Here is a 14528-nt window from a genome sequence, read left to right as displayed (position 1 = left end):
AAAATTTAAAAGAGAGCTATGCTGGTAACGTTAAGGTAAAAGTTGAACCCTTGCCAAACTCGCTAGCCACAGTAATTTCTCCCCCCAACATCTGAGAGTATTTCTGCGCTATTGCCAAACCCAAACCCGTACCTCCGTACTTGCGGGTAGTCGAAGCATCAGCTTGCGTAAAAGGTTGAAATAACTTTTGTAGCTGTTCAGGAGTCATCCCAATCCCAGTATCACTACAATTAAAAATTAACTGTTCAGAATCCCAACTATTATCGTCATTTTTAATTCTTTCAACGCTGAGTAGAATTGTTCCTTTATAAGTGAACTTAGCTGCATTGCTGAGCAAATTAAACAAAATTTGAGTAAGCTTAATTTGATCGGAATACAATTCGCCAATATTATTAGGACACTCCACATTCAGGCGATTTGTGTTTCGCAAAAATAGCGGTTCAACAGTTCTAGCTACATCTTGAACGACCTCCGACACGTCAAAAGTTTCTAATTCCACTTCCGCGTGACCGGCTTCAATCTTCGACAAGTCCAGAATATCATTAATTAAGGTTAGTAAAAGCTGGCCTGAATTGTGAATTCTCTCTAAATCAGACACAAAATTTTCTTCGCCCAAATCTAAAGCCTCTTCTTGTAGAATCTCGCTGTAACCGATAATCGCATTCAGAGGAGTTCGTAGTTCGTGGCTCATGTTAGCCAAAAACTGACTTTTAGCCAAACTAGCTGCTTCTGCAGCTTCCTTTGCTTTGTAGAGTTCGGCCTCGGCTTGCAAGCGGTCGGTCACGTCGTGAGCCAGAACTAATTCAGCATTCCTGCTATCAAATACCAGACCATAAGAAGTAATTTCTACATCAATAATTGTTCCGTCTTTTTTCTGGTGCTGCCACACACCTGCAAACTCAATATCGGCATCTACTTGGGATATATTTTCTAGCAATTTCGGCAGCTCTTGGGCGGGACGAATGTCCGCAACGGTCATGTTGAGAAATTCGTCGCGAGTGTAGCCGTAGTGTTCGATAGCAGCCTGATTGACGGCTATAAATTCCTGAGTTTCTAAATCGTAAACCCACATCGGATGGGGGTTATTTTTAAACAAAAGTCTGTAGCGTTCTTCCGAGGCTCGCAGTTCGGCTTCTGCTTGCTTGCGCTCGGTAATGTCGCGGACAACAGTGCAAATAATCTCGCGGCCTCCGTAGGAAATCACGCTCCCGCTCACTTCTACATCCACGCAGGAACCGTCTCGGCGGCGGTAGAGAACTTCGCCAATTCTGAATTGTTTGTCCGTCAGAAGCAACTCGATATTGTTGTCAATTAGGTCTTTAGAGTAAGCGATGATATCGTAAATAGTCAGTTGCGAAATCGCATCAAGACTGTAATCGAGCAAGTCTGTAAACGCTGTATTGGCTTCCAAAAGACGTTTGGTTTGAGCGTCCCACAGGAAAATGCAATCTGTAGCTTGCTCCACGACAGCTCGGTAGCGGGCTTTTTCCTCAAGTTGTTCGCTTTCGGCTTGGGCGATCGCACTCAACATTCCGTTGATAGTATGGGCAAGGTCGGACAACTCATCTTCGCCCGTCACAGGTAGTCGCACCGAGAGGTCTTGGCTGCTGCTGACGTGGTTGACTGCTTTCGCCAAACCGCTCAACCGAGACAGCACCAGATGCTCTAGCAGCAGCAGAGTGCAGCCGACCAACCCAACTCCCGCTAGCGCTACAGACCCCAGCAGGTACAATAAACTAATTTGACCTTGCCGATATATTTCTCTGGGGATATCCACCCGCAATAGCAGCGCAGGTTGGTTGTAAATATCCCGGATCAAAGCGTAACCCGCGATCGACTCTTCGCTTAAAGGACGCACCAAAATCGGTTTTTTTTCCGACAGTTTCTCTCGCGCATTCTGAAAGTCTGCAGGCAACCGAGCCTCCTGCACGCTGTGTACGATTAGCGGCAAGCGAGTAATTTTAGAAACCTTCGCAATGCCCGTAGCATCCAAATTGCGCCCGAATATCAGCGTACCTCGGATCGGGCCGGTGCTTTTAGTCGTGAGAATTGGGCGGGAAGTAATCAGTATTGGCCCTGACGGTAGCAGCAGGATACCAGCGAGGCTGCTTTTGGCGTTGGGGTGCTGCAACAGCGGGTCGCTGAGAGAAATGCGCCGTTTTAATGCTTCTGGAACAGGCGTTAGTTTCAGCTTTTGGCTGTCTAAACCCGTACTGTAAACTATTTTGCCAGAAGTATTGACAAAAATGGCTATATTAACTCTTATATTAGCCAGCCCTTCTGGAATTAAATTGGAGGCAATGTATTCTGAGTTGCGGTTTTGGATGAAAGTGTAGGTGTCGTCCCAGGACGACCAGTCGGCAAAGCGCGAGTTAAAGTCATCGGCGGTTTGCCCGAACACATTGAGCACTCCCTTGACAACCTGTGTGGCTTCTTGTTCCTCTGCTTTGATCAGGCTGCCCAAGAGGATGCTTGAGGAGGCGACATAGAGAATGCCAGTCAATCCAGCGATGGTAATGCCAATTATCGATAGTGTTTTCCGACGCAGTTTCATTTTGCCATGTGTGTGGTGTCCGTCCGAAATTCTCAAACTCAGGAGCAATTTTACTACTGTTTCCTGAATCCTGACCGAAAGCAATTTAGTCCGGGGGCACCCGATGTATCAGTGGGGTTGCTTTCTTCAATTCTAAAATCTAAAATCTAAAATCTAAAATCTAAAATCGATTGACTGGTGGCGCAGCGCGTGTTTCCTACTTTTCCCACACCTGCTGTTTGTGAGATTCTTTGCAAATTCCCAAGATGCGCCGATCGTTCTCGCTGATGGTAGAAATTGGGTAATACTGTTGCAGGTTTACCGAGTAGGGAGAGCGACTGCCGTCGTAACTATCCACTACTGTTAAATTTAACTGAGTTCGATCGCCCGTGCCGTAAAAACAGTAAAAAGCAGACCGAGGCAGGTAAAAAGCGCCGACTACCTTACTCTGCCGCATTTCAAATACAAAATATTCTTGTTTAATTTCCTCTGGCTGGCTCGACTGGCCGTAGAGGTAAATGCCATCTGCTAAACCTGTGCTAGCTGTATCTGCCCCAGGATTTGGCGGAGATTGCGAGCTTAAAACGCCGGATTTGATGTCCGAGTTGTGTGCCCGGCGTGCGGGGAATGCGATGCTGAAGTTACCGGGCGAGAGAGCCAGCACGATCGCGATCGCTTCTAAACTTCCTGTCAATATGAAATAAGTCAAAACCACTCCAGACCCCAAAATTTAAAATAGCTGGTTCCAAGCGCCTCTTGTACCAGTTTCACAAAGATTGTAGAGAAACCGGGTATTTGGCTTAATGTTGACTATAAACTTAAAGGAACGATCGCCCGCCCGGTTCCTGAAGTTAAATCTAAGATTAGTTTTGATAAATTTTGCGTCCGCCCCCATCGGGCGATCGACCCCTCAAATAATACCATTTTTGATTTTAAATTTTAGATTAAAGAATTGAATAATTTGGCGTGACCTATTCCATAAGGGTTTGGAGAACAGGCCTACCGTTGCATTCTTTTTTTTAACTGCTATAAAAGTAGCCTTCCCAGCAGCGCCAACACGAAAAAAAAGTTGAGATTTTGGGAAATCTCAACTTTTTTAGTGACTAACTAGCCAAGTATTCTCGGACTTGAGATTGGCGGCGCCGCAGGTGGGCAAGGGCTTGATGTTCTAGCTGCCGCACCCGTTCCCGGCTGAGATTTAATCGTTCTCCGACTTTCGCCAGAGACATTTCTGTGCCGTCTTCCAAACCGAAGCGCAAAATTATTACATCTCGCTGCTGGGGGGTAAGTTCTGATATCAAAGTATTGAGGTCTTGCCGCAGTAATTCCGAGGTAATGTAGTTGTCTGGAGATGCCGTTTCGTCTTCTAAGAGTTCTTGCAGTTCGGTATCTTGGTTGTCTCCTACGCGCAAGTCCAAAGAAACTGGATGTCTTGCCATCAGCAGGTATTCCCGAATTTGGGAAGGGTGCAGTTCCAAAGCGGCAGCAATTTCGGCAGGGGAGGGAGACCGGCCCAACTGCTGCGTGAGTTCCCGCTGCACTTTTTTGATTTTGTTGAGTTTTTCGGTGATGTGAATTGGCAATCGAATGGTGCGGGCGTGTTGGGCGATCGCCCGGGTAATTGCTTGGCGAATCCACCAGTAGGCATAGGTAGAAAATTTGTATCCCCGCATCGGGTCAAATTTTTCGACTCCTCGTTCTAAACCGAGGGTGCCTTCTTGAATTAAATCCAAGAATTCCATATTGCGTTTCTGGTATTTTTTGGCGATCGCCACTACTAGCCGCAAATTGGCTTCAATCATCTTTTGCTTGGCCCGCCGCCCTATTTGTAAGATGCGGCTAAGTTCAGGTTCGGTCAACTCCATTTCGGCAGCCCACTCTTGATTCGTCAGATCCCGCTGCCATTCTTTAGCAAGTGCTTGTTTTGCTTCGATTAATTTCATCATTTGCTGCACCTGCTTCCCGAAAACAATTTCTTCTTCTCGGGTTAGCAGGGGTACGCGACCGATCTCGTGCAGATAGGTACGAACCGTATCCGTTGAGGAGTATGGCCGGCTGCCCATGCGATCGGCTTTCACTGTTTTGTTTTTGGGGGTTGTGGTGGACATGGGTGAGTATTGCACTCCTTGTAACAACAGATAAAAAGTTGGTGATACCCTGTCCCACTTTTACAAGTGGGATAAAGACTGCGACAAGGGGGATATTTCCCCTCTTGTTTATCGGTGACGATCGGTAGAAGCTTTTTGTTTGGGATTACTTTTGTGCTGGATTTTCCAGTAATCCCCCTCGATTTTCGGTAGCTCGCTAGCTTTAACGGCTAGTTCAAGGCGAAGTGAAGCAAGAGTTTAGTTTTCTCAATATTATTCCCAATTTTGAGGATCGTAAAGAGTAAAAACCTCTGTCTTAAGGTCAAGATTCTACATTTTTCCTTAAGGTTTTGAATTCCCTGTTAGTTTTAACTGCCACTCAACTTCACAATACTCATGCAAACAGACTCATGCAATTCGAGGGCTTTGTTTTGCTCTCTGTTCCATCATCGCTTGAAATTTTCTCGCTGCCTAGATGGTGGGATGCGAGATAACCGAACTCGATCGCCCTATTAGATGTGAGTAACTGTTTAAAATATTTATTGACATTTTCCTTTAAATATGCTAAGCAAATTCTGCTACGAGTAACGACAAGGTGTATAAAGGCTGGCTGTTGCCCTGTTTGACTTTCATTGTGCTGCGAGGCTCCATGATCTCCATCATGTTTAACCTTATGCAAATTTTGGGCAGTTAGGGATGAGGGGTGAGGGGGTGAAAGGGGAAGAGCTTCTGACTCAAAGCTGGGGCCTAATTTTTTGGACGTTCGATCGCACTTTTTCGTTTATAACTGAGGCAAAAATCTGATATTTCTGTCATTGCCAGCGATCGCCAATTTTTTGCAAGGATTAATTTACAGTAACATTTGCCTAAGTTCTGTAATGAATCTAGCAGTTGTCCATCTAAAATCCCAAATCCATTTTAGCAGCTTCTGCCTCGGCAAATACTTGTTCATCGGGCATTTCTTGCCAGTCAATATCCCCAATTTCTCTGTAGAATTGCTCGTCATAGGGGCGAGTTTGCACGACTACGGGCATCGGTACAGCGTGCCCCAAAACTAATGCTTGCTGTTTGGAGTCGAGTTTTGCCAAAACTGAACGCAAACTCTGCCCTCCCGAAACGCCGGTAAAAATAGCATCGATGTCTTTATCATCGTTTAGCAAGGCTGTGATGCGTGTTCCGACTTGCGACATGACTTCGGCGTCGATGCCAGAAGGACGCTGGTCTACAATCAGCAGGGTGACAAAGTATTTTCGCATTTCTCTGGCGATCGTACCGAAAATAGTCGATCGCACGATCGCCGGATCGAGAAAGCGGTGAGCTTCCTCTATGGTAATCACCAATGGCTGCGGGCGATCGCACGGATTTTTGCTCTGCAAAAACTTCTCCGCTTTCCGCACGTAAGCTTGGTGAATGCGGCGAGTAATCACATTTGCCGCCAACATATAGGACAGCAAATCCGAGTGGGAACCGAACTCAATTACTACATTTTTTCCACCATCTAAACACTGCAAAACTTCAGTTACATAATTTTTTGGACAGCGTTTCCGAATGTATTTCAAATCGTTTAATCGCTCTAACTTTCGCTGCAAAGCCATAATTGAAGACTTATTTCCCCGTTTTTCTTCGCAAAACATTTGGATATCTTCGTTGGTCATTTCCAGCAACTTGTTGATCCAACCACTGCCCAACTCATTTCGCAAAATAATTGCATTTTCGATACTAGCTTCCGACAAATTTAACTCGCGCTGCACCAGCGCGATATCTTCCACTTCAATTTGATCGAAACTTAAAAACAACTCTTGAGCGTCGCGGACTCCCCGGCGTTTGGTCGATTCTGGATCGAGGGTATAAATCTGCATTTTATCGGGAAACAACTGCCGCAAACCTTTAACGGTGCTGAACTGTTTCCCTTCCGAAACAGCTTCCCACCCGTACTCCGAGTGCATATCAAAAATTAGGTTGACAGCAGCTTGCTTGCGAATAATTCCCGATAGAAGCAAGCGCGTCAGGAAAGATTTTCCCGTTCCCGACTTGCCAAAAACTCCGTTGCTGCGTTCCACAAATCGGTCTAAATCCAAGCACACAGCAACGTCCATGTCAATCGGTTTGCCGATCGCAAAATTGCGGCGATACGGGTCATCTTCCCAGCCAAAAACTGCCCGAAAATCCGTTTCTTTGGCATCAAACACCTGGGAAAAGTGGCTGGGAATAGTTTTGACCGGCAGCAACTCAATATCCGCGCCCGTTTGTGACTCAAAAGAAGCCAAATTTCCTAACGCCAACTTATTCTCGCGAACTCCGCCGTTTTTCGTCGGGTCGAAAATTGCCTGCTGTTTTTCTCTTTCAGCAGTCAACATCAACATCGGCGACAGTTCGATCGTACCGTAGGTGCTGCTACCGGCTAGCACTGCGAGCAGAAAATCGTCGTCGGGATTGGGAGGATTCGATAAAATGCGAGCGCTAGAAGTTCCGAGAGACACGTCGGTGAGCATACAGAAAAAGTGCGATCGCACCCCCCGCACTACTAGAAATTTCCCCACCCTCATATCTTCCACCGAAACATCGGCGTGCAGTCGCACTTCTAATCCCTTGCTCAGGGAACCTTGAATAACAGAGCCTAACGGTCGATCCATTTTAGATTTTAGATTTTAGATTTTCGATTGTTAATAATCGAGCAATTTTCGCGGGGCGAGTTTTGATTGTAGATTTTTGATTGTTAACAGTCAACTAATTACCATTCCGATTCTAGCGGCAATTCAAAAAAACTTGGACTCAGATCTAGATCTGTCAAATCCGTTTCGCTCAAATAAGCGTCAGTCAAAAATACCCCTTTTAAACTTGCGCCTTTGAGGTTAGTACCTTTCAGGTTAGCACCTCTGAGATTAACTCGGAATAAATGAGCATCGCTCAAGTCGGCCTCAGTTAAATCTGCTCCCTCCAAATTTACTCTCATCAAATCTGCTTTTCGGAGATCAGCTTCGTTTAACTTAGCGCCACTGAGGTCAGCTTTTGTCAAGTCTACACCTCTCAAGTCAGCCCCGCTCAAGTTAGCGAACAGCAAAGTAGCTCCGGTGAAATCTGTCTCCCTCAAATCGGCATCCCTTAAATTAGCGCCGCTGAGGTCAGCCCTTGTTAAGTCTACACCCCGGAGGTCAGCAGAACTCAAGTTTACTTGGTGTAAAATTGCGCCGCTTAAATCGGCTCCTCTTAAATCAGTTCCCTCCAAGTTTGCACCTTTGAGGTAAGCTTTTTTTAAGCTAGCTCTGCTGAGGTCTACATTTTTGAGATTGACCGAAGTTAAGTTAGAAGCGCTCAAATTAGCTCCGCTTAAATCTGACCCGTTTAAGTCGGCTCCGGTTAAATTTACCCCTTGCAGCGATACATTGGGAGCAATTAAATAAGCTCCCCCCAGAGCGGGGTCAATGCCTTCGGAAAACAAAGTCTTGTTGCTGTAAACAGCTTTTTCTAAAATCGTGGCGTTCAAACTGGCTTCCCTCAAGTCCGCTCCGCTGAGGTTGGCTCCTGCTAAGTTTGCCCGATCGAGTTTTGCGCCAAATAAAATAGCTTGGTATAAGTTTGTCCGCCGCAAATCGGCTCCTTTTAAATCCGCTTCGGTCAAATCTACCATAGCCAGATTTAAGCCAGGGAGAGAAGCATTGGGAGCTAGCAAAAATGCTCCCATTGCACCCGGATCAATATCTTCGGGAAAGATAGTCCGGTTGTTGTATACGGCCTTGTCTAAAATGGCGCCGCTCAACTGAGAACCGCGTAAATCCGCCCCGCTAAGGTTGGCTCTGGTTAAGTTGGCTTCGTGGAGATTTGCTCCTACTAAATTAGCCTTGATCAAACTTGCTTGTTTGAGGTTGGCGCCCGTGAATTCGGCTCCTACGAGATTAGCTTCTCGGAGGACAGCACCAGTCAAATTAGCTCTAGTGAGGTTAGCTAAATTAAGAAATGATTCAGCTAAATCCGCCCCGCTGAGATTGGCGCCGGTGAGGTCGGCTTCAATCAGGTCTGCATACCTGAGCATAGCGCCGCTGAGGTTAGTTTCTCGGAGATCCGTGCCTCGGAGGTTGGCTCCCCGGAGTTCCGCACCGCCAAGGTTGGTGCCTTTAAGTGCTTGTCCCCTGAGATCGAGTCGGTGCAGAAAGTCACCAACGTTCATTTCCATGTCAAATTTACCCTCTCTATTCGGATACTTTTTTCCTAACCTTTGAAATCAAGTTAGATATTCTGAAAGTATCTTTGCTGAGTTCTGGTCAAAACCATTGTAATCATCAATAGCCACAACTGGCGCATCTGGCGGATAGTGTTCTGGAATATCGTCAATGGCTACCCAAGGTGAGTTTTCTGCTTGATTTTGTCGAAGATACTCAAGAACTTCCTGGTGTCGTAAATATTTGTGTTGATGAATATTTTTGGGGCTTAGAAAAGGGGTGAATCCGATAATACGGATAGCGATATCTGGTGAAAATAATGGCGGTATTACCTCGAAGGGGAATATTTCACGCCAGGAAGATGAAATTACTACTCGCGCATTAGGAGAGGAACGAAGGACATTTTCAAAGTGATTAAGGCAACCTGAATTAAATTTCATTATATCGGTTGGCAAGCGCGATGTTTCATGTCTTCTGTCAGGAATAAGTACACCATCAATGTCTAAAAAAATTAACATTAACTAAAAAGCCTCTTGAATGATTTAATGACTATTAATACTGCTTAATAATATCAATGTGCATCGACGATGCTCTCTCAATTGTTCGCTACATCGGCTTGTTATATCATGTCCGATCAATTGACCACAATATGTCGGTCCGGCGGGTTTTTGAGATTGTCCATTATTGGCAGATATTGGCAGGTTTACCCGCCCCTACCTGATTTCGGGTAATCGACCCGACATAATATTAGACTGCAATCAACATTGTTATTCACTGTTTTTATGGGTGGCTGCTTTCTGACGAAAGGAAGATGCCGGTATCAACAAGTATTATTCTGAAATTCACAGTTTTTCTTGGCTTCTGCCTTCCCCCCTGCTGGGGTAGGGGGGAAGGGTTCTACCTTCTGCCTTCAGGCAAGAGGAGCAAAACTGTAGATTTTCTGAGGTTCGAGCCGATCGCAAATTCCGGTTAATTCCGACAACAGGAATGTCTGGCGATCGAGCTGGACTTGCAGGGTTTTGAGCGGATCTCCACCGGAGGAAACCATGAATTCTAATGTTTGCAAATTCGGCTCAATGCTGATTTCGCCGAGAATTTGACCGATCGCCCTGACGTAAGGATGGTTTAGATCCGAGTACCAGTCGGGGGCTGCGAGTCCGGCTTGATCGAAGCCCAGGTGAACGATGAGGGAGCCTTCTCCGAAAAGGGCTATTCCCACCGGTCGCGCTTCTTCTTGCAGCAGCAAGTGCTGGCTAGCCGCCAAATGCCGCAGTTTTTCGAGGTGTTCGTACCGATTTTGAATGGCAGAATCTTCCTCTTTTCCTTCTCCTTTTTCGTTCCACTGAATCGCCACTGTTACTAAATAAGTTTGCAGGAGCATATGACCGAGTTTTTCGGCTTTTGTTGCCAAATAGATCGAGTTGTAATCTGTGGCTTCAATTAGTAAGGGGACGCGATCGGCTACTTCAATCCCGTAACCTTTCAAACCCGCAATTTTGCGCGGGTTGTTGGTAATCAACCGAATTTTTTTTACTCCCAAATCGTTGAGCATTTGTGCTCCGACGCCGTAGTTCCGCAAGTCGGCGGGAAATCCCAACCGTTCGTTGGCTTCTACCGTATCCAATCCCAAATCTTGCAGCGAGTAAGCTTTTAGTTTATTTACCAATCCAATACCCCGACCTTCTTGGCGCAAGTAAACTATGACGCCAGAACCGACATTTTCGATCATTTTCAGTGCCGCTTGCAGTTGCATCCGGCAGTCGCAGCGCAGGGAACCCAAAGCATCGCCGGTCAGGCATTCGGAATGCACCCGCACCATCACGGGTTTATCTTTAAATTCTGCCGGGTCGCCCTTGACAATAGCAACGTGTTCTGAATTGTCTTGGGTGTCGCGGTAGGCGTAAATCATAAAATCGCCGAATTGAGTGGGCAATTTGGCGACGGTTTCGCGGCGGACAAATCGATCGTGCTTGAGTCGGTAGCTAATTAAGTCGGCAATACTGATTATTTTGAGGTTGTGGAGTTTAGCGTACTCGATTAATTCCGGCAACCTCGCCATCGAACCGTCGGGGTTTTGAATTTCGCAGATGACGCCACTGGGATACAGGCCAGCGAGTCTGGCGAGGTCAACCGAGGCCTCGGTGTGGCCGGCGCGTTTGAGGACGCCACCGTCGATCGCCCGCAGGGGGAAAATGTGACCGGGACGCCGCAAGTCTTGAGGTTTGGTGTCAGGGTGGATGGCTACTTGGATGGTGCGGGCTCTGTCTTCGGCGGAGATACCGGTACTGACGCCGTTGACTGCATCGATGCTGACGGTGAAGGCTGTTTGGTTGTTGTCAGTGTTTTTGCTGACCATGAGGGGCAGTTCCAGGCGATCGAGCCTTTCGCCGCTCAAGGCCAGACAAATCAAACCGCGCGCGTTCACGGCCATGAAATTGATGTTGTCGGGGGTGGCGAATTGGGCGGCACAAATCACGTCGCCTTCGTTTTCGCGATTTTCGTCATCGACTACTACCACGATGCGACCTGCTTTGAGGTCTGCGAGGGCGCTGTCGATCGAGTCAAATTGAAAGGATTGAGTTGAGGTGTTGTTATTGGGCACAGAGAAGTTCAAGCTATAAACAGTAATGTTATGGAAATAGAATGTATTTGTGATTGTAACCTTTTGTTTCCCACAGGGCGATCGGCCAATCCAGATGAGTTTGACAATATTTCTAAAGTCACTTACTATAATTATTGCATCTTGTCAACAAAATCTCTCCCCAATATTTCATGAGCTTGACGGAGATCGCGAATATTTTAGGTAAACCGTACTTCCAAGCTCCTAATTGCCTAATTTATAACATGGATTGTTTGGAAGCATTGAAGCTGCTGCCCGATCAATTTGTAGATTTAACCGTTACTAGCCCGCCTTATAATATCGGCAAAGAGTACGAAAAATCCTTGGGTTAGATGAGTATTTAAACTGGTGCGAGCAGTGGATAGCGGAGGTTTACCGGGTAACGATCGATCGAGGAGCGTTTTGGCTGAATTTAGGTTATACCACTTTTAAAAAATAATGCAAAAGTATTCTTGTTCCCCCCCTTTACAAGGGGGGGCTAGGGGGGGTCGAAGAGTGTTGCACGATTTTAGAAAAATGGTATTATTTGTCAATTCGCGATCGGGCAAAAGCAATTGGGATTTCCTACCTGCTTTGGGACAAAGTGCCTTTTTATCTGATTCAATAAGTTGTCTGGAACTACGGCGCGGGAGTTGCGGGCAGCAAGTTCTTTTCATTCCCAATGAAAAGTTTCTCTGGTAGGTAAAAAATCCTGATAAGTATACATTTAATTTGGATAAAGAGCTATTCTGGATTTGTAGTGGAAACGGTAGTCTCGCTCACGCAGGCTTTCCGGGCTGTACCACGGGAAGTTTTATTTTTATTATCACCTAAAACTCAGGATAGCCGTCTAGCTTGTTGAAAAATTCTCCTATCATTCCTTTGTCTTATGAGTAACAACGCCCGCGTCAAAACAATTCTGATTCTTGCAGCTAATCCCAAAAATACGGCTCCCTTGCGATTGGATCAAGAAATACGGGAAATTGACGAAGGATTACGACGGGCAAACAAACGAGAACTGTATAAATTAGAACAAAAATGGGCCGTGCGTTCCCGTGACTTTTACCGGGCTATCTTAGATTATCAACCGAATATTGTTCACTTTTGCGGACATGGTGCGGGAGAAGATGGAATTGTCCTAGAAGATGATACTGGAAAAATGGCGCTAGTGCAGACAAATGCCCTCGCCACTATGTTTAAAATATTTGCCAAAAAAGGGGTAGAGTGCGTAATTCTCAATGCTTGTTATTCGGAAGTACAAGCTGATGCAATTCACCAATACGTTAATTATGTAGTTGGCATGAAGAGAGCCGTGGGTGATAAAGCAGCCGTCGCCTTTGCGGTGGCATTTTATGATGGGATTGCGGCTGGGTATGAAGTGGAAGAAGCCTACGATTTAGGGCGTTCGCAGATGATGAGTTTCGGAGAGCATGAAACTCCGGTTTTCAAGAAAAAGAACTTAATAGATGCTCCGATTGATGACGGTATAATTGCTTTTGAAGATGTGATTCCTAACCCTTACCAAGGATTGTCTGCATTTAGAGAAGAAGATGCAGACTTCTTTTTTGGGCAGGAAAAATTTGTCAGTAATTTAGTAGAAGTAACGCACAAACAACCGTTGGTAGCAGTGGTTGGCCCAAGCGGCAGCGGTAAATCTTCTGTGGTATTTGCGGGATTAATTCCTAAATTGCGAAAAGAGGGAAACTGGTTAATTGAAATTTTCCGTCCAGGCAACGAACCGTTTAAAAAGTTAGTTTTTGCCTTAATACAGCAATTAGAACCATCAGCTAACGAAATTCAAAAACTAGGGCTGGAAAGTGATATGCTACAAGGTAGAATCACTTTGCAGCAGGTATTGTCTCGCATTTTGGCAAACAACCCAGGTAAACGGTTGTTGTTAGTTGTTGACCAATTTGAGGAATTGTACACGCTTTGTCAGGTGAAGGAAGAACAGGAAAGGTTTGCTGATGGATTACTAACGGCGATTGCTCAAGAAAATATCACCTTAGTTTTTACTTTACGGGCTGATTTTTACGGTTATGTGCTTTCCTATCGTCCGTTGCGGGATGCGTTGCAAGAGTATACGCCACAGTTACTCAGTTCCATGAAGCGGGAGGAATTACAGGCAGCAATTGAATTACCTGCTCAAAAATCGGAAGTACAGTTAGAACCGCAATTAACCCAACGCATTCTTGATGATGTGGGGCAAGAACCGGGGAATTTGCCCTTATTAGAATTTGCCCTGACTCGTTTGTGGGAAAAGCAAATCAACCAAGAGTTAACTCACCAAGCTTATGAAGAGATTGGCGGGGTAAAAAAAGCCATTGCCAATCATGCAGAACAGGTTTATCAACAACTGAGTGAAATAGATAAAAAGCAGGCACAGCGGATATTTGTGCAATTAGTGCGTCCGGGGGAAGGAACGGAGGATACCAGGCGCATTGCGACTCGTGCAGAAGTGGGGGAAGATAATTGGAATTTAGTCAGTTATTTAGCAGGATATCAAGCGCGTTTGGTAGTGACGGGACGGCAAGAACCGGAAGATACAGTAGAAGTGGTGCATGAAGCACTGATTCGGGAATGGGGAACTTTGCGCGAGTGGATAAATGCTAACCGTGATTTTCGGACTTGGCAAGAACGGCTGAAAGTGGCCCTGCGGGAGTGGAAAAATAACAACCATGACTCTGGGGCGTTGTTGCGAGGTGTACCGTTAAATGTGGCAGCAGAGTGGTTGCGTAAACGCGCCGGTGAAATGACGCAGGAGGAACGAGATTTTATTCAGGTTAGCGTTCGGAAGCAAAAACGTAGGCGGCAATTTACTACTTTTGGAGTGTCTGGTGCTTTTATCGTTGTTTCTAGTTTGGCTATTTTTGCTAATTGGCAGCGGTGGCAAGTACAAAGAGTTCAGTTAGGTCAAAGTGATGCTCTCAGTCAGTATTCAAACGAACTTTTTAATAAAAATCACAAGTTCGATGCACTTATAGCAAGTTTAGGAGCAGCCATACCAATTAAGCGCACAAAAGCTCAACCTTCAATGCAAGTTTTGACTGCTTTGCGACAAGCAGTTTATGGAGTGAACGAACACCGTTTAGAAGGCCATAGCAATTCGGTCAATAGCGTCGCATCTAGTCCAGATGGCAAGACTTTGGCTT

General features: G+C 45.8%; 10 protein-coding genes. 3 read left to right on the top strand and 7 right to left on the bottom strand.

Going from position 1 to position 14528, the window contains the following annotated elements; genetic code table 11:
- Positions 1 to 16 precede the first annotated feature (16 nt).
- From QUA34_RS07560 to ribBA, 7 genes are all read right to left on the bottom strand, one after another.
- Positions 17 to 2554, bottom strand: coding sequence for a CHASE4 domain-containing protein (locus tag QUA34_RS07560; protein ID WP_333385335.1), 2538 nt, complete (start codon positions 2552 to 2554; stop codon positions 17 to 19).
- 196 nt (positions 2555 to 2750) lie between these two features.
- Positions 2751 to 3248 (bottom strand): hypothetical protein, encoded by a 498-nt coding sequence (locus tag QUA34_RS07555; RefSeq protein WP_333328256.1) that lies wholly within the window; start codon positions 3246 to 3248, stop codon positions 2751 to 2753.
- Between the two features lie 388 nt (positions 3249 to 3636).
- Positions 3637 to 4641, bottom strand: coding sequence for an RNA polymerase sigma factor, RpoD/SigA family (locus QUA34_RS07550; protein WP_333216423.1), 1005 nt, complete (start codon positions 4639 to 4641; stop codon positions 3637 to 3639).
- An 878-nt stretch (positions 4642 to 5519) separates the two neighbouring features.
- Complete coding sequence (locus tag QUA34_RS07545; RefSeq protein WP_333385331.1) at positions 5520 to 7253, bottom strand: ATP-binding protein; 1734 nt, start codon at positions 7251 to 7253, stop codon at positions 5520 to 5522.
- Positions 7254 to 7351: 98 nt separating this feature from the next.
- Positions 7352 to 8791 (bottom strand): pentapeptide repeat-containing protein, encoded by a 1440-nt coding sequence (locus QUA34_RS07540; RefSeq protein ID WP_333216421.1) that lies wholly within the window; start codon positions 8789 to 8791, stop codon positions 7352 to 7354.
- Between the two features lie 48 nt (positions 8792 to 8839).
- Positions 8840 to 9295: an HAD domain-containing protein gene (locus QUA34_RS07535; RefSeq protein ID WP_333328266.1), complete on the bottom strand. Its 456-nt coding sequence runs from the start codon at positions 9293 to 9295 to the stop codon at positions 8840 to 8842.
- 392 nt (positions 9296 to 9687) lie between these two features.
- Complete coding sequence (gene ribBA, locus QUA34_RS07530; RefSeq protein WP_333328269.1) at positions 9688 to 11379, bottom strand: bifunctional 3,4-dihydroxy-2-butanone-4-phosphate synthase/GTP cyclohydrolase II; 1692 nt, start codon at positions 11377 to 11379, stop codon at positions 9688 to 9690.
- Positions 11380 to 11549: 170 nt separating this feature from the next.
- Between ribBA and QUA34_RS07525 the strand changes: the two genes are divergently transcribed.
- The 3 genes from QUA34_RS07525 to QUA34_RS07515 all read left to right on the top strand — a co-directional run.
- Positions 11550 to 11729, top strand: coding sequence for a hypothetical protein (locus QUA34_RS07525; RefSeq protein WP_333385328.1), 180 nt, complete (start codon positions 11550 to 11552; stop codon positions 11727 to 11729).
- A complete protein-coding gene (locus tag QUA34_RS07520) occupies positions 11717 to 11836 on the top strand; it encodes a DNA methyltransferase (RefSeq protein WP_333181722.1) in 120 nt (39 codons plus the stop codon). Before QUA34_RS07525 ends, QUA34_RS07520 begins: the two co-directional genes overlap by 13 nt.
- A gap of 429 nt (positions 11837 to 12265) precedes the next feature.
- On the top strand, positions 12266 to 14528 hold a 2263-nt coding region (locus QUA34_RS07515), incomplete at its 3' end, for an nSTAND1 domain-containing NTPase (protein ID WP_333385325.1).

The organism is Microcoleus sp. POL10_C6 (assembly GCF_036701585.1).
Classification (GTDB): Bacteria; Cyanobacteriota; Cyanobacteriia; order Cyanobacteriales; family Microcoleaceae; genus Microcoleus.
This window is presented reverse-complemented; position numbering and strand designations above follow the sequence as displayed.